We start from the raw sequence: 23,368 nt of genomic DNA on the forward strand, positions 1-23,368 counted from the left end.
TTTACACTCCTGACAATTCTTGAACCTTCAAAGCTATATTATCCGCCTTCATTAATGCCTCGCCAACAAGAATTGCATTAATCCCTTGTTTCTTTAAGGGGCTTACGTCAGCAGAGGAATTAATTCCACTTTCAGCAATAATTATTTTCCCTGCGGGAATATAAGGTCGTAATTCTATTGCGAGGTTAGTATTAACCTCAAATGTTTTGAGATCCCTATTGTTAATTCCAATTATTTCTGCCCCATATTTTAATGCAATCTCTAATTCCGCATAATTATGTACTTCTACCACGCACTGTAACCAAATACTTTTTGCAACCGAAAGCATTTCGCCCAATAAAGTTTCATCAAGTGCGGCAACGATCAATAATGCCGCGTCGGCTCCATTTGCTCGTGCTTCAAACAGCTGATATGGGTCCAGTAAAAAATCTTTCCTTAGTATCGGAGTTCTATGCTTCTCTGTACTTGCCTTTACCTGCCTCAAGTGGGCGAGACTCCCTTGGAAAAAGTCAGTTTCAGTCAGAACTGAAACTGCAGCCGCTCCATTTTCGCAATACGTTGAGGCTAACAACGCAGGATCATATTTTGTTGCAAGCAAACCTTTAGACGGTGAAGCCTTTTTAACTTCCGCAATAAGCCTCACTTTTTCACCCATTAACGCTCCACTTAAATTAAAAGGAAAAGGCGTTGTCTTAACTTGTGCCTCAAGTTCCGTCAATGGAATTGTCTCTTGATGACTTACAATTTCTTTCCGCTTAGAAGAAAGAATTTTTTGCAGGAAAGTATCTTCAGCCATCCTTATCAAGCCTCTGAGTGAACTCTGCAAGTTCAGCAACTTTATTCATAGCTTCTCCAGAGTTGACAACATCTCGTGAAAGCTCTACCCCTGATTTTAGGCTTTCAACTTTCCCAGAAGTAAACAAGGCAGCTGCCGAGTTTAGGAGAACTATGTCTCGCTCCGGAGAGTCACTAGATGAGAGTGACACGTCAAATTTTTCAACCCCATCCTCAGTAGTCTCAATTTGTAATTGTGCAAGATCAGCCAATTGAAGACCTAATTCTGTGGGATCAATCCTAAAATGCCTCACGTTTCCTTGCTTTACCTCCCATACCTGAGAAAAACCGGTAGTAGTGAGCTCATCCAAACCATCATCTCCTCTTACTACCCAAGTAGACTTGGTACCTAGGTCCGCTAAAACGTTGGCAAGAGCTTCGGCAACGTCATAGCTAGCATCCTTAGGCTGGGCAACACCCAATACTTGATATTGTGCCCCTGCGGGGTTAGTTAATGGGCCAAGAAAATTAAAAATAGTCCTAATACCAAGTTCACGACGAGGCGGCCCAGCGAAACGCATAGCTGGATGAAAGGTTGGAGCAAACATGAACCCGATGCCAATCTCGTCAATACATCTAGCAACTGCACCAGGCGATAATTCCAGTTTTGTTCCTTTGCTTTCTAAAATGTCTGCTGCCCCCATTCTTCCCGAGGCAGCCCTATTTCCATGCTTAGCTACTTTGATACCTGCCGCAGCGGTAACAAAAGCAGAAGCAGTCGAAATGTTAAAAGTGTTTAATCCATCACCACCGGTGCCTACAATATCTATTACTTCGCCGACAATATTCACTTTTAAAGATTTTTCACGCATTACTTTAGTCATGCCCAAAATTTCTTGAACCGATTCGCCTTTAAGCCGCAGCGCGACCAAAAATCCTGCAATTTGAGTTGGCGTCGCTTCTCCAGACATAATGGCTTCAGCGGCATCTGAAGCCTCTTTTTCAGTAAGTGCCTTTCCTTGAATTAGTAAATTAATTGCATCCTTAATCATCTAGGCTAACCACCTCAAGATATTCCAAAATAGGTAAATTACCTATTTCGTTAGTCCAAACATCAGGGTCTTGGCTAGATACAGATATTCCAGACGCACCCTTAACAGTAATCGTAGTACTGCTGCCGCTTTTCCCTTGGACCAAAAATTCCATGATTTCTCGTTTTTTACGAACCGGAATATTTAATCGATTTAACCCCAATCCCCCCAAAACTACTACCGCTAAAAGTGGAGTGGAAATGATGCCCCTTTCTGCCCATATATCCTCGGCTAGCATCACAAACAAACCGAACGTAGAAACGATAGCGGCAAAAAGCATGATTTTGCCATTTCTTCTTTTGATCGATGTTATATCTATTTCACGGGTTGCAATAAAACGGCTTTCAAAATCCGATGCTTCCAAATCAGCAGGCAATGAGTCGATTAATTCATATTTTTTATCATTTAGGCGTTCGACCAAATGATTGAAAACTTTAACTGCAGGAGCTTTAAGCACCTTTGATTCAACCCAGGGGTATTCCTTTGGATATTGATTAGCCATCAACGTTAATTTCAAGAAAGTTCTGCAATAATTTCTTCCCGTACTCGGTAATGATTGATTCCGGATGAAATTGAATACCTTCAACCTTTAATTGATTATGGCGGATCCCCATTATCACACCTGATTCAGAGGTCGCAGTGACAGACAAAACAGAAGGAAGCGTGTCTTTTTGAACAGCAAGCGAATGATAGCGTATCGCTTTAAATTCATTCGGTATCCCTGCAAAAACCCCTTTCCCATCATGGGATATTTTACTGGTTTTTCCGTGGATTATTTCACCTGCATTACTAATTTTGGCGCCATATGCACTTGCGATGCACTGGTGGCCCAAACAAACACCCAAAATTGGTACATATTGACCAATTTGAGTAATTAATTCTGTTGAGATCCCCGCTTCACTCGGAGTACAGGGGCCCGGTGATATTACTATTTTTTCAGGCGAAAGGGACTTAATGTCTTTTACCATTAAATCGTCATTCCGAATCACCCGAATATCTGAACCAAGTTCGCCAAAAAATTGGTATAAATTATAGGTGAAGCTATCATAATTATCGATTATCAGTAGCACGATTTAATAACCCTTCACAAAGACTCTTGCTCTGCTAATGCAATTACTCGAAGAAGTGCATTCATTTTATGAAATGACTCTTGCCTTTCAAATTCTGGGTCCGAATCAAAGACTACTCCGCCACCAGCTTGAACATACGCAATACCATTATTTATTACCATTGTTCTAATAGCTATGGCCGTATCCATATTGCCCGAATAACTAAAATACCCAACAGCTCCGGCGTAAAGACCCCGGTTCTCACCTTCAAGTTCTGAAATTATTTGCATCGCTCTAATTTTAGGCGCTCCAGAAACTGTTCCTGCCGGAAAGCATGCGCGAAGAGCGTCAAAACAGGACATCTCTTCCTTAAGCTGTCCCGTCACATGCGATACTAAATGCATGACATGTGAGTATTTTTCAACCTCTAACATCTGCGTTACCTGAACGGTACCTGGCTTACTGACGCGACCGATATCATTTCGGCCCAGATCTAAAAGCATTACATGTTCAGCTATTTCTTTTCCGTCCTGAAGAAGCTCTTGCTCTAACGCATTATCCTCTTCATTATCCTTCCCGCGACGTCTGGTCCCCGCAATTGGATGCGTCTCTACCATCCCATTCTCGGAGCGTACAAGCATTTCAGGAGAGGCTCCTACTATTGAATAATCCTCTATTTGTAAAAAATACATATAGGGGGAAGGATTTATTGCTCGCAAGGAACGATAGAAATTAAAAGGGGCTGACTTAACTTTTATTGCAAGCCTTTGGGAAGGCACTACTTGTATTATATCGCCCGCAACTATGTATTCTTTAGCGCGATCAACCATCTCATGGTACTCGGCTTTTGTCTTATTGGACTGAAGATGAAAATCCATTGCATCCGGATTAGACATTTGGCCTGGGAAAATATGATTCTCATCCGAAGGCAAAGGACTATTCAACCTCTCAATTAGTTCGTCGATTCGATCTATTGCGGATTCATAGGCTTTACTAGGATTATCTTGAATTCTTGCGATGGCAATAACTTTTATTTTATGCGTGACATGATCAAAAATTAGCAAAGAATCCGTAAAAAAGAATACTGATTCAGGGATAGAATATGCTCCGGAGCTAAATGTATCTACTGTGGGCTCAAAATGACGAATTGTCTCATACGATAAAAATCCCACTGCTCCGCCTACAAATGGAGGTAAACCCTCTATCTCTGCAATTTTATGGCGGCTTAATTCTGTTTCTATTTCGCAAAGAGGATCAACGTTTTGAGAATCCATATCCGTCTTGAGAATCTTGTAAGGGTTTGTCCCCATGAAGCTATAGCGCGCAAGCCGCTCGCCTCCTTCCGCGCTTTCTAAGAGGAAGGAATTTTGGCGGTTGGAACCTTGCGTTATTTTTAAATATGCGGAAACCGGCGTTTCAAGATCAGCTAAGACTTCTTTGTATACCGGTATAAGGGTATAACCTTCTAAGCCTAGCTTTAAAAATTCGTCAATTGAAATAGAATATTGCGTCATACTTAGTCCAGGGATACTACTAGCAAGTCTAATTCTAACCTATTGCGCGAGGAGTACTCGCTTTTAGAAGAGCGTCTCTCTTTGCTCGTTGCTGCTCCCTAGGAAGAGGAGGAGCAACATGCGGAAGTGGCGAAATTTTACGGAATTTTGGTAAGTAGATTGACCAGTTAGCTAAAATTTCATCTGCTCTTTGGCTATGTGTAAGTTCAGCATGTCGCGAAACAAGGGCATACAACAAGTCTTCATCATCGGCGTCAGAAATGGTTGTGGCACCAACCATTTCAGGATTTATGTTGTGCTGTAACTCTTCATCCAAATCCAAAACATACACGATGCCGCCAGACATCCCTGCACCAAGGTTCCTGCCAGTAGAGCCTAGAATCACTACCACTCCGCCCGTCATATATTCACAAGCGTGATCCCCTGCGCCCTCGACTACACTCCAAGCACCCGAGTTCCGTACTGCAAAGCGTTCTCCCGCAATACCTGCGGCAAACATTCTCCCGCCTGTAGCTCCATATAAAACCGTATTCCCCAGGATCACATTGTCATGAGCGTGGAATTTTGCTTTTGAAGAAGGCCTTATAACCAATTCACCCCCATGCATACCTTTACCAACATAGTCATTTGCCTCTCCTTCTAAAAGCAGATGCATGCCGTTGATCAAAAAGGCACCAAAACTTTGGCCAGCAGAACCTGTGAGCCTCATTTCTATACTATTTTCAGGCAATCCTTCATCGCCATGTATTCTTGCTATCTCGCCTGAGATTCTAGCTCCCACAGTTCGATGTACGTTGCGTATTTCATGCTCGATTTTCACGGGTTCTTGCAATGTAATTGCAGACTTTACAAGCGGCATTAATTTGTCATCAAGAATTTCATCACTCTCGTCATCATTGCGCTCAATTATTTTAGTCCTTGGCTTGCTTCCGGAAGGGTCAGGAACCGCGAGTAATTTAGACAAATCAACCAAATTTGCTTTTTCATTACCCGGAATATGCTTTTGGGAAAGCAAGTCAGAGCGCCCTATCATCTCTTCTACCGTACGAAACCCAAGCTGAGCCATCAATTCTCGCAACTCTTCAGCTACGTAAAAGAGATAGCGAATAAGCATCTCTGAACTACCCCAGAACTTTTTACGCAAGTCCTCATCTTGGGTCGCGACCCCAACAGGGCAAGTATTCAAATGGCACTGCCGTGCAACTTGACAACCAACCGCAACCATAGCCTGAGTGCCAAATCCAAATTCTTCGGCACCAAGAAGCGCAGCGACCGCAACATCTCTACCACGCCTGAACCCGCCATCTGTTCTTAATGTAACGCGACCACGGAGATCGTTCATAACCAAAACTTGGTTAGCTTCTGCCAAACCTAATTCCCATGGAGAGCCTGTATATTTTATTGAAATCCAAGGTGACGCACCTGTTCCGCCATCGGCGCCTGAGATCAATACGTAATCTGCGTACCCTTTTGCCACTCCTGCAGCAACTGTACCAACGCCGGCTTCAGCAACAAGTTTTACAGCTACAGTAGCTCTTGGATTAACTATCTTAAGATCGTAAATTAGCTGTTTAAGGTCTTCTATCGAATAGATATCGTGATGGGGTGGGGGTGATATAAGAGGAACACCCGGCTGCGTCTGCCGTGCACGTGCAATAATTTCTGTAACCTTATGTCCAGGGAGCTGCCCACCTTCACCTGGCTTAGATCCTTGAGCCATTTTAATTTCTAAAACCTCAGCCATTGCCAAATATTCAGGAGTGACGCCAAAACGACCTGAGGCTATTTGTTTCATTTTGCTTCCGGTTTGTTCTCCGTTTCGAAGCTCTCTAAATCTTCTGGGATCTTCTCCCCCTTCTCCACTCCCACTTTTACTACCAATGCGATTAAATGCAACCGCAATGGCTTCGTGCGCCTCTATGCTAAGCGCCCCGAAGGACATTGAGCCCCCATTAAATCTTTTGACGATTTCTTTCGCCGGTTCAACTTCCTCCAGAGGGACAGGTGTTCCTTGAGGTTTAATTTCTAGTAAGTCCCGTAACGCAATGGGATCGGTATTGCCGATTTGTTCAAGGTAGTTATTGTAGCCATCACGGCCGGTCCCATTTTCTTCGAGCGACTTGTGCAAAGTTCTGACACTTATTGGGGAAAAAGCATGAGGCTCGCCATTTCTTCGGTATCGGTAAAACCCAAAGTCATCAAGTTTTAATTGATCCTCAGCAGCAAATCCTGACTGATGAAGCGCTATAGTCTCCCGAGCAATTTCATCAAACCCGATCCCTGCAACTGGGGAAGTGGTACCAGAGAAACAGTAATCCACTACCTCTTGATCTAATCCAATTGCTTCAAAAATCTGAGCCCCGTGGTATCCCGTAACAGTAGAAATTCCCATTTTCGACATTATTTTTAGAAGCTGCTTATTGATTGTTTTTATGTATGTCGCAAGAGCTCTATCTTCTCCCAATTCTTGATCATGCCCTTGTTCTATTAACTCTTTAATAGTGTCAAATGCCATATAGGGATTGATTGCACTAACTCCATAACCTATCAGCAGTGCAAACTGATGCATTTCTCTTGCATCTGCAACTTCAGCAATCAAAGATGCCTGCAATCGTTTTCTAACTTTGATGAGGTGATGATGTACTGCACCAGCAGCAACAAGCATAGGAATAGCAGCGAAATCCTTATTGACCCCTCTGTCACTTAAAATTATTAGCTCTTTACCTTGATCTATCGCAGTTTCAGCGCCTTGGCATATTTGTTCAATCGCATTCTTAAAACCATCCGAACCTTTACCTACGGAGAATAGGGTAGGTATTGTGGCTGTGCTCAGTGAGTTCCTATCTGTCTTGATTGCACTCAATTCCTCGTTCGTGAGAATTGGCGAGCTCAATCGTATAAGTGCTGCATGATCTTCCGTATCCGATAATAAGGATTTGCGAGCTCCTAAATATGTAAATAGAGACATAACTAAATGTTCTCGGTACGAATCAATAGGAGGATTCGTAACTTGAGCAAACCGCTGGCGGAAATAGCTGTATATTAACCTTGGCTTGGTTGCCAAAACGGACAAGGGCGTATCATCGCCGAGGGAACCCACCGGCTCAACTCCCTCAAGGTATAGAGGCCGCAGTATTAAATGTGCCTCTTCTGTCGTATAAGCAAAGCTCTTTTGAATAGCCTGTAGGTCTGCTCCCGTAAAGGTTTTTTCCTGTTTTTTAGTTTTTAAGCCATCTATTGAAATCATTTTATTCTGAATCCAATTACCGAACGGCTGTGCAGCAGCAAGCGAAGCCTTTATTTCGTCATTCTTAAGAAGCTTCCTATTAACCGTATCAACTGCAATCATTTGGCCTGGGCCCAACCGTCCTTTTTCAACGACTTTGGCATCATCTATAGCCGTTGCCCCTACTTCGGAAGACATCACAAAATTGTTATCTTCATCAATCTTGTACCGTGCAGGCCTTAACCCATTCCGGTCTAATACGGCTGCAGCAGTAATCCCATCCGTAAATGAAACTGCTGCAGGACCATCCCAAGGCTCTGTAAGACATGCACCATACTCATAGAAAGCACGGAGAGCGGGATCCATATTAGGCATATTTTCCCATGCTTCAGGGATTAAAACCGCCATCGAATGCAAGAGTCCTCTACCTGAAAGCGCTAAGAGTTCTAATGCATTATCTAAGCTTGCTGAATCACTGAAAGCTTCTTGAATAACCGGGAAGATTTCCGCAGCTTCGTTACCCCATATAGACTCTTCAAATTCACGCGCACGCATCCACCCACGGTTACCGTCAAGCGTATTAATTTCACCATTATGAGCTAGCATTCTGAACGGTTGTGATAATTCCCAATTGGGAAATGTATTCGTGCTATACCGCTGGTGGAGCAAGGCAATTGCCGTTCGAAAGTTCTTGTCAGCAAGGTCGAGGTAAAACTCTTCTAGCTGAGGCGCTACTAATAGTCCTTTATATACAATAGTGCGGCAAGATAGCGATGCAATATAACACTCGATTTGATTTGCAAGAAACGCTCGTTCTGCAATTTTCCTTGCCACAAAAAGCTTGCGCTCAAACCAAATAGGATCGTGAGAATGGGGAGAAGACACTAAAATATGCTCAATTTGAGGCAAAGTAGCCAATGCTTGCTCGCCGAGAATAGATTCATCTACTGGAACTGGTCTCCATCCAATAATATTTAAGCCCCTACCGGATATAGCTTCCTCTACTATTTTGCGAGCTCTAGGTTGATCACTCTGAGGAAGGAAAATAACACCTACGCCCAGATCTCCATCATTCTTTATATCGGCTTCAAATTTTTTAGCAGCCGGTATAAAAATCTCTGAAGGAATCTGGGTAAGAACTCCTGCCCCATCCCCTGTCTTTGCATCAGAAGAAACTGCCCCTCGGTGAGTTACATTAACAACCGTCTCCAATGCTTTATCCAAAACATCACGGCTCCTTTCACCTGAGATGTTGGCAACAACACCGACCCCACAAGCATCGTGCTCGTACTTGGGTGAATATAATGTCCCTTTTGATTTTGGATAGTTCAAAAAAATACTCCGAGCTAATCAAGCCTCGTTATAAATTCGGCAAATACCTTTTTAGTTCATAATCAGTAACTGCCGACCGATAACGATCCCACTCAATCCGCTTATTCTGCATAAGAGATTCATACGTATAGTCGCCTAATGCAAGACGTAGCACATCACTAGTTTCTGCTAGTTGCAATGCCTCGTATAAACTTCCTGGAAGATGACGGATCCCTTTATTTTTCCGTTCAGCCTCCGTCATTTCATTAACATCCATGTCTGCAGGCTGTACTTCAGGATATTCCTTAATTATACCCTCGAGACCGGCCGTCAGCATTGAAGCAAACGCCAAATAGGGATTGCAAGCCGGATCTGGCTGGCGAAATTCTATTCGCACCGAACTTTCTTTCCCCGGTCTGTACGCAGGAATTCTAATTAAATCGGACCTATTCACTGGGGCCCATGTAGTAAATGACGGTGCTTCAAAGCCAGGAACTAAGCGCTTATACGAATTAACCCATTGATTGCAAACACACGCGATTTCAGGAGCATGCCACAAAAGACCTGCAATAAATTTTTGAGCAACTGCGGATAGTTTAAATTCAGCAGAAGAATCAAAAAATATATTTTCTTCTCCTTTTGATAGAGACATGTTTACATGCATTCCATTGCCATTTTGGCCTTCAAAGGGTTTGGGCATAAAGGTAGCGTAAACACCACGGCTCATTGCAACTTCTTTGACAACTTGCCTGTACGTCATCACCGTGTCGGCCATAGTAAGTGCATCTGTATGACGCAGGTCAATTTCATGCTGGCTATTAGCTACTTCATGATGGCTATACTCTACCGGAATACCCATCTCTTCCAAGGACAATACCGTCTCACGTCGAAGGTCAGATGCGGTATCCAAAGGCGTGGTCAGATCAAAATACCCTCCCACATCAAGAGGCGTCGGATCATCCGCAGACTTCAGATAAAAATGCTCTAGCTCAGGACCAACCTGAAATTCGAAGCCCAAGTCTGCAGCACGTCCTAACGCAATCTTCAAAACATGCCTAGGGTCTCCTTCAAATGGTTCTCCGGTTGGCCGAAGAATATCGCAAAACATTCTTGCAACTGCATTTTGCCTCGGTCTCCAAGGAAGAATAGAAAATGTCGTAGGGTCAGGCATTGCCACCATGTCACTTTCATCGCGGCGAGCAAAACCTGCAACAGTAGAACCATCGAAGGACATGCCTTTTTCCATTGCTCCTTCAAGTTCAGCGACCGTTATAGCAAACCCCTTTAAGTTACCTAAAATATCTGTAAACCAAAGGCGAATAAATTTAACGTCGTTCTCTTGTGCACTCCTGAGAACATACTGTCGTGCTTCTTCGCTATTATTATCAGCGGCCATCGGCCCCCCGTAACTTCCCAACCAAATAAGAAAACCGGGGCGTCGCCCCGGCGGCTACAAAATCCTAGGAGATTGTGAAACTTGTGTCAATTATTTTGTGATATTTTTCACGACACTGAAGTTGCTTATGATTTAATCAAGCCCAAAGAGCTCTGTGCGGCAGCTAGCCTAGCAACAGGCACCCGGAAAGGAGACGCACTTACATAGTTCAAGCCAAGCTCATTGCAAAATGCAATGCTTAAAGGATCACCTCCATGCTCACCACAAATCCCAATTGTGAAATCGGGGTTTACCTGCCTAGCTTCGTAAGTTGCCATAGACATTAGCTTCCCAACCCCTGAAACATCAAGGCTATTAAATGGATTCTTGGGAAGAATGTCTGTATCAACGTAATGATTCAGGAATTTACTTTCAGCATCATCTCGGCTAAATGCAAAGGTCATTTGCGTCAAATCATTAGAGCCGAATGAAAAAAATTCTGCCTCTAAAGCAATCTCCCCTGCAGTGAGTGCCGCCCGAGGTACTTCAATCATTGTTCCAAATAAATATGAGACTTTAACTCCTAGTGCATCTCTGGTTCTACTTGCCATTTCTCTTAGCCGCGGACGCAGCCATTTCAACTCATTAACATGAGAAACAATAGGAATCATTATTTCCGGTGAAACGTCCAACCCTTCTTCCTTGAGTCTACAGGCGGCAGTTACGATCGCACGGACCTGCATTTCGTATATTTCAGGCATTGTTAAACCTACTCTGCATCCTCGATGACCAAGCATAGGATTAGACTCATGAAGCTTTTCCACAAGTTCTAGCATTTCTTCTTTCTCATCAAGCAATCGATGGAGCTTCTCTTCACTCAAGACATCCACATGATCAGCATGTTCGGAAAGCCAATCTACTATTTTCTCACCTGATGGAACCTTCATTAACTCGCTAGCAGCCTCATTCAATAGGTCTCTGCCCCGTTCAACCCAGGCTGAAGCTTTACCCTCTCCTTCTAATCTGCGCTGTAAGTCCGAAACTTGGTGCAGCAAGGATTCATAGCTAGGTAAAAATTCATGTAAGGGAGCGTCTAATAATCTAATTACAACAGGTAAGCCTGCCATTGCCTTGAAAATGCCATAAAAGTCGCCTGTCTGGAAGCTCTCTAATTTGGATAATTCCTGATGGAAATTTATTACAGCTTCAGAATTATCAATTTCTTCATTGGCAATTTTTAGTTTTTTCTGTAGTGCGTGGCGTTCAGATGCTGGTGCATCTTGAAGAAGATGCTCGATTGACTTTGCATGATCAATTAGCTGTGAAGCTTCGGGTCCAATCGCCAGCAATTTTTGTATGTGTGGAAGCCTTTCTTCTGCAAAAAACATATGCTCTGTTCTGCAAAGACCTATTCCCTCGGCTCCATTGGCCCTTGCAAGAGAAGCATCCTCAGGCGTATCAGCATTCGCCCAAACTTTTAATCTCCTTGCGCTATCGGCCCAGCTTAGAAGCTCATTTAATTCTTCTAGATCCTCTGATAAAGGTGCTACTGTATCGATTAGTCCTAAAAACACTTCACCGGTGGCCCCATCAATACTGATGAGATCACCTTCTTTAATTAATTTCCCACGTGACGTCGCAGACATCCCATCTTGTTCAAAATGTAATTCTTCACAACCTACTACGCACGGCTTTCCTAGACCTCGTGTCACCACCGCAGCATGACTCGTCATGCCTCCTCTGCTAGTAAGGACACCTGATGCTTTAATTATTCCATGCACATCATCGGGATTTGTTTCATGACGTACGAGAATAACCTTCTCCCCAGACTCTGCCTTCAAAACTGCCCTATCAGGGTCCATAACGGCAATCCCTGAGGCTGCCCCTGGGGACCCTCCTACTCCGACTGCAAATAAGTCTCCGCTTTTCATTGAAGCTTGCTTTGCAGTAGGATCAAAATGGGGCATTAATACTGCAGAAACCTCAGATGCTTCAATCCTTCCGAGTGCCTGCTCTTTGGAAATTACCCCTTCATGTACAAGCTCAACTCCTATTCGGACAGCGGCGGGAGCAGTTCGTTTAGCTGCTCTAGTTTGTAGGATGTATAACTTGCCACGCTCTACGGTAAATTCAATATCTTGAACATCTTTGTAATGCTGCTCAAGCAGTCGCGCCGTCTGCTCTATTTCTTCAAATATTTTGGGCCAAGTGTCCTTGAGGCTTTCTATCCTGTGAGGGGTCCTGATGCCAGCAACAACATCCTCGCCTTGCGCGTTGGGTAAAAATTCACCATAAAGCATCTTTTGACCCGTTGCTGGGCTTCGAGAAAAAAGAACCCCTGTTCCACTATCGTCACCTAAATTGCCGAAAACCATTGCCATGATTACACAAGCAGTCCCGACGTCATGTGAAATACCTTGAAAATCTCTGTAAGTAATAGCGCGAGGGTTATTCCAAGAATCAAAAACGGCATCAACTGCTGCTTTCAGTAATTCCCAAGGATCTTGTGACAGTTCACTACCCGTATCCTCTTTTATTACGTCTTTAAATTCAGAGATTAGCCCTTTGAGCGCATCGGGCTGGAGTTGGTAGTCAAATTCAACCCCAAGTTTATTTTTTGTTATCTCTAAAAGTTCTTCAAATCGATGTTTTTCTATGCCGAGCACAACATTACCGAATCCTTGAATAAGCCGACGATATGCATCCAAGGCCGGCCGTTCGTCACCCATCATCTCAGCTACGCCTTGAACAGTGCTATCTACAACTCCCATATTGAGAATGGTGTCCATCATGCCTGGCATCGATACTGGGGCTCCGGAGCGAACAGAAATAACCAATGGCGCCTTAGGGTCGCCAAATTTTCGGCCTGTCTGTTCTTCCAAAATGCTTACATGGCGTACAATTTCGTCCCATAAACCTGAAGGAAATTGATGGCCTAAACGAAAATACTCTAGTGATGTTTCAGTAGTTATGACGAAACCAGGAGGAACTGAAATTCCTATCCTAGCCATTTCACTTGCGTGAGCCCCTTTTCCACCGAGAAGGTTCACCATGGTGGCTCCGCCTTCCTGGAGGCGGTATATCATCTTGCCGACCGAAGTGGTCGTCATTAACTAGGCTCCTTAAAATATGTTTTCAGTACCAACTTACGAGTGTCCATCGCCATATTTTGACTACCGGCGACGGCAAAAGATGCTAGCACTATCGATGCCCGCAGTCTAGCGCCGTACAGCGAAAATAGAAAAGCATTTTCGCATCATCTATTAATCATTATTGCCTAAATACTCGCCGCGATAATTGGGAGGTAATAGCTGCGCAATACTGCGCATAATGAGTTCTGTGTTATGCGTAAGTACGGATCGCTCCAATTTCGTATCGCGTGCTTCCAAGTAAAATGGCTCACCTATAAAAACTTTTACTTTTTTGAAATGGAATGGAATCCTAATAAACGACGTAATACTTTCAGTTCCTGTAATTCCCACCGGCACAACAGGAACTTTCGCTTGCATAGCAATATATGCAATTCCATCATTTCCTTTACTTAAATGGAATGGGCTTCTAGTTCCTTCTGGAAAAATTAATAACACATGACCTTTCGTTAAAATAGCTTGGGCCCATTTAATTGCCTCGATGTCTACTCCCGTCCTGTTAACGGGATAGACGTGTAAGGCACGTAGCATGCGTGAAATTGCTCTGGTTTTGAAAAGGCTCTTCTTAGCCATAAAAAAGACTGGCCTGTTAATGGAGTAAACAATGAGAGGAGGATCAGCGATGCTTTGATGGTTGCACGCAATTATAAATCCTCCTTCTCGAGGAATATGGTGCCTCCCTATTACTTGCACTTGACCAAATATTGGAAGAAAAATAAACGAAAGGATTCGGCCTAGTCGGTAGAGTAAGTCCAATTAGCCTCCTTCCGCTATAGTAAAAGCTTGGAGGATGTGGCCAACTACGCCCTCAACATCGTTCTCGCCAGTTGGTATTACTACTGATCCTTCTGCAACTCTAAGCGGTGCTTCATCCCTCTCAGAATCTAAGGTGTCCCTTGACTGTAGGTTTAACTTGATGCGCTCCCTAGAAAGCTCAGACCCTTTGGCCTGAACTTCAGTAAATCGACGGCGAATCCTTTCATCTAAAGAGGCTTCAAGGAAAATTTTTGCCGCATCAGGAACAACTATAGTCCCTATGTCCCTGCCAACCATTACGACGTTTCCTTCCTCCGCTATACTTCGTTGGATCCCGAGCAATTCCTGACGAACAGCTTTTACTTTTGCAACCAAAGAGACTATTTCCTCAACTTGAGGCGTTCTTAATTGCTCTGTGACATCAACGCCGTCACAAAAAATCATTTCACCTGCAGCAGATAGTGTAAATCGTGTTTCATGCGCAAGCTGAACTAACCGTTTCTCTTCTGAGGGATTGATTTGTGCTTGAATAGAACAATATGCCAACGCGCGATAAAGCATGCCCGTATCAACAAACCTATAGCCTAATTGCCTAGCAAGCTCTCGTCCCACTGTAGTTTTACCAGAGGCAACTGGACCATCAATTGCAAATATGCTCGGATATGGCATGCGAGCATCTTGCGTCCGAACTTTCTATACGTCAAGTAAGCGAACATTAGTGTAAATCCACAATATATATCCATTTCCTTTGACCATTACTCGTATATTTAGTAGAATAATGCATGATAATTGCATACTTTATGGATAGGAATTTATTAAGATGCAGTTCTTATTCACCTTCACCGGCCAATAGGAGCATTGGATGGCAAAGAGGAAAGAAGATCAATACGATGCTAGTGACATTCAAGTACTGGAAGGGCTTGAAGCTGTCAGGCGACGCCCCGGAATGTATATCGGCTCCACCGACCACCGAGGGTTACATCATTTAGTTTATGAGATCGTAGATAATTCGATAGATGAAGCAATGGCAGGGTACTGCGATCACATTTTGATCACCTTGCACATGAATAACGAAATTTCCGTCAGGGACAATGGGCGTGGAATCCCTATCGACAAGCATGAGAAAACTGGGCGACCTGCGGTAGAAACCATTATGACAACCCTTCATGCGGGAGGAAAATTTGATAGCCAGGCCTACTCCGTCTCAGGAGGTTTGCATGGAGTAGGAGCTTCCGTAGTAAATGCACTTGCTGAAAGCATGCGAGTTGAAATTAGAAGAGATGGTCGTATTTATTCCCAAGAATATACACGCGGTGCTCCTACCGGTGATTTAGTAAATGAAGGAGCCATAGACTCAGCCGATACCTATATTCAGGGAACATTCGTTCGTTTTCAAGCAGATTCTGAAATTTTTACAACTACCAATTACGATCGTGATGTCTTAGTGCAACGATTTAGGGAAATGGCGTACCTCAACAAAGGAGTCAGGCTTTCTTTTGTTGCAGAGGCTCACCCTGAAACAGATCGAACTTTTTACTTTGAAGGCGGAATAGCAAGTTTTGTACGGCACCTTAACCAAAACCGTGAAGTCTTACAGGATGAACCCTTCTATTATGAACTAGATATTGAAACAGGAGTACCAAAGGAAAACAGTAAAGCTAAAGTTGAAATCGCAATGCAGTACAACTCTGGTTTCTACGAATCAACATTAACTTTCGCGAATTGTATCAATACAGCTGACGGTGGCACTCATTTGGTAGGTTTCAGAACAGGCCTGACTCGTGCCATCAACAACTACGCCAAAAAGAGCAAAATTTTCAAAGATGATTTCGTTAATTTCAGCGGCGATGATGCTCGTGAAGGACTCACTGCAATAATCAGTGTACGCCTTGAAGAGCCACAATTTGAAGGGCAAACGAAAGGAAAGCTAGGTAACGCCGAAATAAAAAATGCTGTTGAGCAAAGCGTTGTTCAAGGTTTAGAGTTTTACCTTGAAGAACACCCTCACGAAGGACGTCGGATTCTCGAAAAGTGCCTTACTTCACAGCGTGCACGAGAAGCTGCACGCAAGGCGAGGGATCTAGTTATTCGTAAAAATGCAATGGAGGGGGGTTCCCTTCCCGGCAAGCTTGCAGATTGTGCAGAGAGAAACCCTGAGCTTTCTGAGCTTTATGTCGTAGAAGGTGACTCTGCGGGTGGTTCTGCAAAGATGGGACGAGACAGGAAGTACCAAGCTATCCTGCCACTTCGAGGGAAAATCCTAAATGTTGAAAAAGCACGCCCCGACAGAATGCTTGCGCATGAAGAAATTCGCGCTCTCATCACGGCTCTAGGTGCCGGGCTGGGCGAAGATTTTAATCTTACGAAACTTCGTTACCACAAAGTCATCATCATGACAGACGCAGATGTCGATGGTGCTCACATCAGGACACTTCTACTCACTTTCTTCTTTAGGAATATGCCTACCCTTATCAACGCAGGGCATTTATATATTGCCCAGCCTCCTTTGTACCGAACATCCAAAGGCCGTGCTGTTGAGTACAAATATTCGGAAAATGACAAGGATGCCTGGTTAGCCAAGCAACTTTTTGGCAGAATCGCAGTCTCTTCTAGTGACGGTAGCGTCTCGATGTCTGGGGCTAAATTGCAGGGGCTCGTAGAACGATTAAAGGAATTTTCTAGTTGGACGCAACCATTACTTAATCTTGGATTGGCACCCGAATTAATCGGACCATTTATGCAAGGAACTCAACATGGTGCATATCGCTTAGCCTTTGAAGGAGAAGAAACTCTCAATACTGTTGCAAGTTGGATGCAAAAACAAGGCTTTGAATGCAAGCCAATCATAAACGCAAAGAAAAATGAATTTCTTCTTGAATTCCCTGGTTATGGCACGATAAATGTCCCTAGGGTCTTGGAGTCAGCCGCAGCTCATAGAGCTCAGCAACTATTTCCTTCTTTAGCCGATTGGGTTAACGGGCACACCTACAAAGTTTCTCGACGGGATAGTGACGTTGCAGATGATGTTAAATGGCAAGACTTGGCCCAAATCCTTGAAAGAAATTCAGAGCGACAGGGGATTGGTCTGCAACGCTATAAAGGACTTGGGGAAATGAACCCTGATCAACTTTGGGAAACAACTATGGATCCTTCCTCACGAACCTTGCTCCAAGTAGGAGTCCCTGATGAGCCTGATGCCGATAAGGCATTTAGCGAACTAATGGGAGATTTAGTTCAACCTAGAAAAGAATGGATTCAAGCTCATGCTCGGCAGGTTAAAAACTTGGACGTCTAATTCGTTTAGCCTGGATTCTCAGCAAGGGTAACTTCGCCAGCGTCATTAGCACGAAAAATAGTATGAAACGTATACCCGTCAGATGTGAGTCGATCCCTTCCGCCTTGATCCCGGTCGAGAATACTAGCGACCACCGCAACTTTGTACCCGGCCTCTTCTACCGCATTGATAGCCATGTACAAAGATCCTGCCGTTGAACAAGTATCATCAACTATTGCTACGGGATTTTTATTTTGAAGAGGTCCTTCAATAGCGTTTCCTAATCCATAGGCTTTTGCTTCTTTCCTTACAAAAAACCCAGGAAGAGGATTTCCGCCATCAAGACCACTCAGCATGGCTATTTCTGTGACTAAAGGCACAGCTCCAACCGCCGGCCCTCCGACCGCTTGGGCCCCATACCTTCGTAAAGCAGGTAATAGTAATCCAGCAATTAAGTTAGCACCCGCAGGAGAAAGCGTTAAGAGTCGGCCATCAAAATAATATGTGCTTCTCTGGCCCGAGGCCAACACAAAATCTCCAAACCTCAATGCGCCTAATTCTGTAGCCAAAAGCAGTAATTCTTCAGCTTTAGCAATTTCCTGTTGAGTACTCATTTAAATGCCCCATAGAAACTAAGATCGATACAAACCTTGCTGGTCAATATACTCTGCAACTTGGCCGGGAACCAAGTATCTAATTGATTCTCCATGACTAGCGCGCCTTCGTAGTTCCTTGCCGCTTATTTCTATGAGCGGCATTTGTACTGTCATAATCCTCTCTGCTGCCGTGGGATCAATTTCAAGCAAAGGATCTAAGTTGATAGGACCATACCCTGGACGCAGGGCCACAATAATTCTAGCTAGCTCAAGGATTCGTTTCGGTTCCTTCCAGAGGTGTAGAGTATGTAATGTGTCTGCACCCATTACAAATAAAAGCTCATCTTCCGCCATATCTCCTGAACGCATTTCTTCAAGCGTATCCACCGTATACGTTTCCCCTGGTCTGTTCAGCTCTGAGGTAGAAAGGAAAAAAGCATTATTTTCCTTAATTGCAAGCTCTACCATTGCTCGCCGATGATATCCGTCTGTAATTGTTTCGTCCCGCTTCATCCAAGGAAGACCCGTAGGAACAAACCAGAGTTGATCTAGGCCAAACCTCCAAAGGACCTCTTGTGCGAGGATCAAATGCCCTGTATGGATAGGATCGAAGGTGCCCCCTAATATTCCTCTACGCATTTTTCATTCCCACGTAAATTCATACCCCCCAAGAAAAACGGTATCGCCTTCTTCTATTTTTGCACGGATTAGGGCCTCCATCACCCCCATCTTTTTCAGATGGTTGTGAAATTGTAAGCGCGCACGCCAATTGTTTAAATTAATTGTAGCTAAAATCCGGTCCGCAGGCGGACATGTGACGATAAAGCCACTCTCGTCCTTTGTTACTCTGGGGCGCTGCGAAACCGGCGGTAAAGGTTTTATGTATTTGAGCCCGCGTGGCTGCATTTCCCCTACGCTCGTATCCGTATAGTTATCTAAAAGATGATATAAATCATCAAGTCCTTCACCCGTGGCTGACGATAGTAAAAAAGGCTCCGCACCTATTTCTGCCCGCAACAGTTCTCTCTGTGCTTCAAATCGTTCTTTGACTTCAGGGATGTCCGCTTTTGTAACAATTACAAACCTTGGTTTCTCAATTAGACCTGCATTATGAAGAATAAGCTCTTGATTAATTGTCTTGTAATCAAGAACAAAATCGTCTGAAAGCCCATCAATTAGCTGAAGCAAAATAGCAGACCGTTCGCAATGGCGAAGAAACTCTAACCCAAGTCCTTTGCCCAAATGTGCATTTTCGATAAGTCCGGGAATATCTAACATGACTAGAGAACCTGTTGAAACTTTGACCACCCCTAAAATAGGCTCAAGAGTGGTAAACGGATAATCTCCTATTTTTGAATTCGCTCTGGTGACAACATTCAGTAATGAAGACTTCCCTGCATTGGGCAATCCGACTAAGCCAACGTCCGCTAATAATTTAATTTCCAGATAAATGTCCCTCTCTTCACCTGGCTCTCCACCAATAGCAATTAACGGTTCTTGATTAACCGAGCTTGCAAAGTGAGTGTTCCCTATTCCACCTTGCCCCCCATAAGCTATTAAGATTTTTTCCCCATCTTCTAAAACTTCTGTAAGCCTTTGTTTTTCCTCATTTAAATCAATGGACCAAACAACTGTTCCAAGAGGGACATCCAAAAAAGAGGGCTTGCCCTTACGCCCGGTTCTTTGTTTACTTTTACCTGGGAGGCCATCTTCTCCAATTATTTTATTAACCCCTTCGAGATGATTAAGTGATCTTAGGTTCTGCCTACCTCTAAGAATAATAGGCCCACCATCGCCACCATCGCCACCATCAGGTCCTCCGTTCGGTCTAAATTTTTCACGTAAAAAAGAAACAGATCCGTTTCCACCTGCTCCTGCTATTACCATTAATCTTTTTGTATCTTCCATAGTACTTAAGTAATTATATAGAGTAATAAGAATAGTAATAGGATAGGTTTTCGGGGAAAAGTAGAGGGAAAACTATAATATCCTTCCTGAATATCACCTAAGCGGACTCTATATTTTTGTTGAAATGACCTGAATGTTGTTTATTTTTTTCCAATGAAAGGACAAATTCTTTGAACTGAGGGTCTGTTATTAATGCTTCCTTTGCTTGTCCTATAGCATAAGTAATTGTAGTTCTGTCTCTTTTCCCCAAAATTTGCCCTATTTGATCAGGGCTAAAACGGAGTTTAGAGTTCAAGAGGTATGCAGCAAGTTGCCTGGCTTTAGATGCTTCTTTAGTTCTTTGTGGGCTGATCAGTGCCTTCACCGAGATACCATATGCTTTTGAAGAAAAATCTAAGATCATTCCTTGGTCTAAGATAGGGGGTGTTTCTTTTAATGCAGATGGGCCTAGCGCCATTTTTGCCAATTCATAGCTGGGTTCTTGCCCTGTGAACTCAATAAATGCAAGGAGGCGATTGTGAACTCCTTGAAGGGTTCTAACATTGTCATGAACATGCGTTGCTATGAATTCTAAATATTCGCGAGCGATAGGGTTCGATATTTTCTCAGTGAGGGCATTTAAAATCGCAAGCTTTGTTTCGAATTCTGGCGCACTTAAATCTGCTTGCAAACCAGCCTCAAACCGTGAGCGTAGACGGGCTTCTAAAAGCCGTAGCTCGCCCGCGGGGCGATCACTGCTCATGACCAACTTTCCGCCGGAACGATGAAGTTCATTAAATGTATGGAAAAGACCATCTTGGGTTGCTTCTTTACCATTTAAGAACTGAATATCGTCAACCATAAGAAGATCTACGGATCGATAACGATCTCTAAAGCCATCGGTTTTACGCTCCTTGATTGCACGCAGGTATTCATTGGTAAATTGTTCTGCAGAAACGTAAATTACCCGCTTCCCGATTGAAGTAGCAAACTGCCCGATTGCATTCATAAGGTGTGTTTTTCCAAGTCCGACGCCACCATAAAGGAAAAGAGGGTTATATGCTGAAGGCGAACCAGAGGCTAAGGCATATGCAGCTGCGTAGGCGAGTTGATTAGAAGGCCCAACTATAAAATTTTTAAATGTATATTCTGGATAGAATGCAGTCCCTCCTAAGGGGTTATTTATGCTAGAGGGAGCGTTAGGGTTTACGGGTTCCGAGAAGGAATTACCCCGAGGATTTTCAGTGCCGACTACAAACGCCACCGTAATCTCCTGGCTTGAAATTGAAGATAACGTTTTTAGGATTAGTTTCTGTAGCCGGTCTTCAAGCCATTGGGCCGTAAACGTAGATGGAACAGAGACAACCAAATGGTTGCCTTCGAGGCGCAACGCATGGGTATTGCGGAGCCAAGTGTCGAAAGTTGGCCGGGGTATTTGTAGTTGAATCCTGCCGAGGGCAGCGTCCCAAAGACGGTTTGCCGGTTCTGACAACCTAGCCTCCGAAAGATAAATTATTAAAAGTGTTGAAGGAGAAACCTTCAAGTTTTAATAACCTATCTTAGAAACCGAAGCGAAACCAAGGACAGAATTGGAGGGATTTTGGTGATGTTTTCACTTGCAAGATTGGAAACTATAGATGAAGCAGATAATGGCCATAAAAATGAAATGGGCTTGAATTCCAATGGTAAAATCAGAGCATGAAGCAAATGAACGTTGTATTTATGGGTACCCCCGCATTTGTGGTGCCAGTTCTCAATGTAGTAAATCAAATATGTAAAGAAGAAAAATGGAAACTGACCTGTGTCTATACGGCCCCAGATAAGCCAAAAGGTAGAGGCCAGGTACTTACTGCATCTCCGGTAAAGGAACGAGCTCAAGAGTTAGGAATCGAAGTTCTATCACCTCCTAAACTAACGGAGGCAGGTACAATAGCGCAATTTAGAAGATTAGAACCAACAGTGGTAATTCTTGCGGCGTTCGGTTTACTTTTACCTCCTCCTTTTTTATTTGACCCTCCTTTTGGAGCAATTAATATTCACCCCTCCCTATTACCAAAATATAGAGGAGCTGCTCCTGTCGCGGGGGCAATTTTGGAAGGAGCGATGGAAACGGGAACGTCAATAATTCGCATGGACGAAGGCTTGGACACGGGCCCTTTACTGAGCCAAAGAAAAGTAGCACTTCAAGGCAATGAAACTAGCGAAAAGCTAACGCGGCAATTGTTTTCTCTGGGGGCAGAGATGCTAAAAGAACTACTGCCAAAATTGATACGAGAAGGAGTTATGGAGGAGCCTCAAAATGAGAAGGGGGCTTCATTTTATGGTAGATGGTCAAAAAAAGACGGGACAATAAATTGGCAAGAGTCGGCAGAGATAATTGAGCGTAAAATACGTGCATTTGACCAATGGCCTGGGGCTTCGACCCAGTGGAAGGGTCTAAAATTAGAAATTTTAGAAGCGCAGGTATCTACGCAGATATTAAGTTTGAAAGTAGGCGAAGTCAGGTTGTCCAATACCGAGATACTAGTAGGAACAGGCGCAGGGTCCTTAGCACTGAAGGTAGTCAAACCCGAAGGGAAGCAAGGCATGTCAATAAAAGACTTTATCCTAAGCCGAAAAGAATTTGTTAATTCAACGCTTCCTTCTTAATCAGCTTCTTCGGTAGAAACTTCAGCTTCCTCTGATGAGCCTTCGGAGCTTTCTGGTTCAGTGGTGTCGCTAACAGTGTTAGTACTCACTGCTATTTCTTCACCGGAAGGGGCGGTAGCTTCTTCGGCTGAGGTCGCGGCAGTAGCCCCTCTCCGTTGTATAACACGAGCAATGAAAGAATCAGGGTCTGTAACCAACGTTACACCCGCCGGTAATGAGAGATCACCAGCACGAATTACAGAGTCAGGTGAATCCATAACGGAGATATCAACAATAAGATCGTGTGGGATTTCAGAAGGCAATGCTTCGACTTCAACTTCGTGCAGGTCTTCAGAGAGGTGAGCTCCACCCCGTGCACCTAGGGACTCACCTTGGAAATGTAGAGGTACTGACGCATGAACTTTCTCAGTTCTAGAAATACGAAGCAGATCTACATGGAGTAACCTCTCCGTAACTGGGTGTCTTTGTATACCCTGAACCATGACAAAATGCTCATCGTTACCTACACGAACGGTGAGTGGTGAAGTGTGGCCAACTATGCCGAGTGTTTTGATGAGATTATAGGTATCTGCTTGGAGTGAAAGCGATTCGCCTCCTTTACCATATACATGAATAGGAGTGATCCCAGATCGTCGGAGTGCTCCGACTTTTTTACCGAGAGCGACCCGGTTTTCTGCTTCTACTATAGCCTCTTCCATTTTCATTGCCTTTACAAAA

General features: G+C 43.8%; 17 protein-coding genes. 2 read left to right on the top strand and 15 right to left on the bottom strand.

Annotated features, from left to right (window positions below):
• Position 1: 1 nt before the first annotated feature.
• The 10 genes from trpC to cmk form a co-directional block, all read right to left on the bottom strand.
• Entirely contained in the window at positions 2-796 is a 795-nt protein-coding gene (gene trpC, locus MK127_01920; protein ID MCH2531557.1) for an indole-3-glycerol phosphate synthase TrpC, read from the bottom strand.
• The gene (trpD, locus tag MK127_01925; GenBank protein ID MCH2531558.1) at positions 789-1,826 is read right to left on the bottom strand and encodes an anthranilate phosphoribosyltransferase; all 1,038 of its coding nucleotides are present in this window, start codon (positions 1,824-1,826) and stop codon (positions 789-791) included. Before trpD ends, trpC begins: the two co-directional genes overlap by 8 nt.
• Entirely contained in the window at positions 1,819-2,367 is a 549-nt protein-coding gene (locus MK127_01930; protein ID MCH2531559.1) for a hypothetical protein, read from the bottom strand. The genes trpD and MK127_01930 overlap by 8 nt, the downstream gene beginning before the upstream one ends.
• Entirely contained in the window at positions 2,360-2,935 is a 576-nt protein-coding gene (locus tag MK127_01935) for an aminodeoxychorismate/anthranilate synthase component II (GenBank protein MCH2531560.1), read from the bottom strand. Before MK127_01935 ends, MK127_01930 begins: the two co-directional genes overlap by 8 nt.
• 14 nt (positions 2,936-2,949) lie before the next feature.
• Positions 2,950-4,428: an anthranilate synthase component I gene (gene trpE, locus MK127_01940; protein MCH2531561.1), complete on the bottom strand. Its 1,479-nt coding sequence runs from the start codon at positions 4,426-4,428 to the stop codon at positions 2,950-2,952.
• A gap of 34 nt (positions 4,429-4,462) precedes the next feature.
• Positions 4,463-8,986, bottom strand: coding sequence for a glutamate synthase large subunit (gltB, locus tag MK127_01945; protein MCH2531562.1), 4,524 nt, complete (start codon positions 8,984-8,986; stop codon positions 4,463-4,465).
• A 28-nt stretch (positions 8,987-9,014) separates the two neighbouring features.
• Entirely contained in the window at positions 9,015-10,361 is a 1,347-nt protein-coding gene (locus MK127_01950) for a glutamine synthetase family protein (GenBank protein ID MCH2531563.1), read from the bottom strand.
• A gap of 125 nt (positions 10,362-10,486) precedes the next feature.
• Positions 10,487-13,450: a pyruvate, phosphate dikinase gene (locus tag MK127_01955; GenBank protein ID MCH2531564.1), complete on the bottom strand. Its 2,964-nt coding sequence runs from the start codon at positions 13,448-13,450 to the stop codon at positions 10,487-10,489.
• 153 nt (positions 13,451-13,603) lie between these two features.
• Complete coding sequence (locus MK127_01960; GenBank protein ID MCH2531565.1) at positions 13,604-14,245, bottom strand: 1-acyl-sn-glycerol-3-phosphate acyltransferase; 642 nt, start codon at positions 14,243-14,245, stop codon at positions 13,604-13,606.
• A complete protein-coding gene (gene cmk, locus MK127_01965) occupies positions 14,246-14,914 on the bottom strand; it encodes a (d)CMP kinase (GenBank protein MCH2531566.1) in 669 nt (222 codons plus the stop codon).
• Between the two features lie 193 nt (positions 14,915-15,107).
• Between cmk and gyrB the strand changes: the two genes are divergently transcribed.
• Complete coding sequence (gyrB, locus tag MK127_01970) at positions 15,108-17,540, top strand: DNA topoisomerase (ATP-hydrolyzing) subunit B (GenBank protein ID MCH2531567.1); 2,433 nt, start codon at positions 15,108-15,110, stop codon at positions 17,538-17,540.
• A gap of 5 nt (positions 17,541-17,545) precedes the next feature.
• Here gyrB and pyrE read toward each other — a convergent pair whose 3' ends face one another.
• The 4 genes from pyrE to dnaA all read right to left on the bottom strand — a co-directional run bounded on the left by pyrE (position 17,546) and on the right by dnaA (position 21,494).
• Complete coding sequence (pyrE, locus tag MK127_01975) at positions 17,546-18,133, bottom strand: orotate phosphoribosyltransferase (GenBank protein ID MCH2531568.1); 588 nt, start codon at positions 18,131-18,133, stop codon at positions 17,546-17,548.
• Positions 18,134-18,151: 18 nt separating this feature from the next.
• Entirely contained in the window at positions 18,152-18,754 is a 603-nt protein-coding gene (gene nadD, locus MK127_01980; GenBank protein MCH2531569.1) for a nicotinate-nucleotide adenylyltransferase, read from the bottom strand.
• 3 nt (positions 18,755-18,757) lie between these two features.
• Complete coding sequence (gene obgE, locus MK127_01985; GenBank protein ID MCH2531570.1) at positions 18,758-20,023, bottom strand: GTPase ObgE; 1,266 nt, start codon at positions 20,021-20,023, stop codon at positions 18,758-18,760.
• Positions 20,024-20,120: 97 nt separating this feature from the next.
• Positions 20,121-21,494 carry a chromosomal replication initiator protein DnaA gene (gene dnaA, locus MK127_01990; protein MCH2531571.1) on the bottom strand — a complete coding sequence of 458 codons (1,374 nt, stop codon included), beginning with the start codon at positions 21,492-21,494 and terminating at the stop codon, positions 20,121-20,123.
• Positions 21,495-21,700: 206 nt separating this feature from the next.
• Here dnaA and fmt point away from each other — a divergent pair, with 206 nt between their 5' ends.
• Positions 21,701-22,651 carry a methionyl-tRNA formyltransferase gene (fmt, locus tag MK127_01995; protein ID MCH2531572.1) on the top strand — a complete coding sequence of 317 codons (951 nt, stop codon included), beginning with the start codon at positions 21,701-21,703 and terminating at the stop codon, positions 22,649-22,651.
• On the opposite strand, the gene MK127_02000 is transcribed toward fmt, so the two are convergent.
• Entirely contained in the window at positions 22,648-23,349 is a 702-nt protein-coding gene (locus tag MK127_02000) for a 50S ribosomal protein L25 (protein MCH2531573.1), read from the bottom strand. The genes fmt and MK127_02000 overlap by 4 nt on opposite strands.
• Between the last annotated feature and the right edge of the window lie 19 nt (positions 23,350-23,368).

Source organism: Dehalococcoidia bacterium, assembly GCA_022449765.1.
Lineage (GTDB): Bacteria > Chloroflexota > Dehalococcoidia > Lucifugimonadales > Australimonadaceae > UBA2963.